The 1,439-nt window shown below is 70.6% G+C and carries 2 protein-coding genes; both read right to left on the bottom strand.

Features of this window, described 5'->3' with window-relative positions; genetic code table 11:
• A partial coding sequence (locus tag AB0M20_RS43305; RefSeq protein ID WP_364307301.1) for a maltokinase occupies window positions 1-869 on the bottom strand: 869 nt, incomplete at its 3' end.
• The coding region (locus AB0M20_RS43310; RefSeq protein WP_364307303.1) for an alpha-glucosidase C-terminal domain-containing protein at window positions 866-1,439 on the bottom strand (574 nt) is incomplete at its 5' end. The genes AB0M20_RS43305 and AB0M20_RS43310, both read right to left, overlap by 4 nt.

Raw genomic sequence — 1,439 nt, forward strand, 5'->3', positions numbered from 1 at the left:
CCGGTCAGCTTGCGGAACCGCTCCTCGATGGCCGGCGCCGCGGTCCGCAGCTCGGGCACCGTGGCCACCGCCGAGTTGAGCCGGGCCACCACCGCCTCCACCGGGAAGGGCGCCGGGCCGGACCCGAGCTCCTGCGCGAGCGTGGCGTGCACGGAGGCGACCGCCTCGCCCAAGCGGTACGACTCACCCTGGAAGTCGCCGCCCACCTCGTCGGCGCGCAGCTCGGCGTCCTCGGCGAACAGATCCCGCGCGCTCGCGGTCGCCATCGCCCAGCCCTCGGCCGAGTTCTCGGCGTACTCGGTGACCATGCCCAGCGGGGTGTCGGTGGCCTCGAACGAGCCGAGCAGCCGCGCGACGTGCGGGTTGCCGGCCCGGCCGAGCACCCGGTTCAGCTCGGTGTCCGGGTTGATGCCGGTCTGCACCCGCCGGAAGATCTTGAGGATCGCCTCCTGCTCGAAGATCACGCTGGTGTTGCTCTGCTCGGCGTCGAACACCCGCGGGGCCCGGTCCACCGGCAGCGTCACGTCCGGCTCGGGTTCGAAGGTGATGTCGCCCTTCGTCGCGCCCTCCGCGATCAGCGAGAGCAGGTAGCGCGCCGCCGACGGGTCGTAGAGCGCGTCGTACCCGGTGCGGTCGCCGTCGGTGCCGATGGTCGCGACCGTGCTGTACTCGAAGATCGGCCCGCTGTCCCAGGCCACCAGCACCTGGTACCGGTCCGAGCTGCCGTCGGTGTAGGTGGCGTCGACCAGGACGTGGTCGAGGTTGTCGCGCAGCGGGGTCACCATGGCGGGTTCCGCCGACTCGAGAGTCCGCGTCTTGCCCGCGTACCAGCGCTGCTGCGGCAGCCACTCGGCGTAGGGCAACGTCATTGCTTCTCCTCCGATCCGCACAGCTGGAACCAGTAGAAGCCGTGTCCGGGCAGGGTCAGGAGGTATGGCAGCTGACCGATCCGCGGGAAGTTCACGTGCCCGGTCAGCTCCACCGGCGTGTAGCCGGCCCAGTGTTGCAGGTTCAGCTCGATCGGCTGCGGGAAGCGGGACAGGTTGTTGACGCACAGCACGACGTCGTCGCCGTCCTCGCGCAGGAACGCCAGCACCGACGGGTTCGAGCCGCCCAGCTCGCGGAACGTGCCGGTCGCGAACGCGTCGTGCCGGCGACGCACGGCCAGCATGGTGCGCGTCCAGTTCAGCAGCGACGTCGAGCTGTCCCGCTGGGCCTCGACGTTGACCGCCTGGTAGCCGTACACCGGGTCCTGGTTGGCCGGCAGGAAGAGCCGGCCCGGGTTCGCGGTGGAGAAGCCCGCGTTGCGGTCCGGGGTCCACTGCATCGGGGTACGGACACCGTCGCGGTCACCGAGCCAGATGTTGTCGCCCATCCCGATCTCATCGCCGTAATACAGCACCGGGGACCCGGGCAGCGACAGCAGCAGCGCGGTGAAC

The sequence above is a fragment of the Actinoplanes sp. NPDC051633 genome (genome assembly GCF_040681735.1).
Taxonomy (GTDB): Bacteria; Actinomycetota; Actinomycetes; order Mycobacteriales; family Micromonosporaceae; genus Actinoplanes.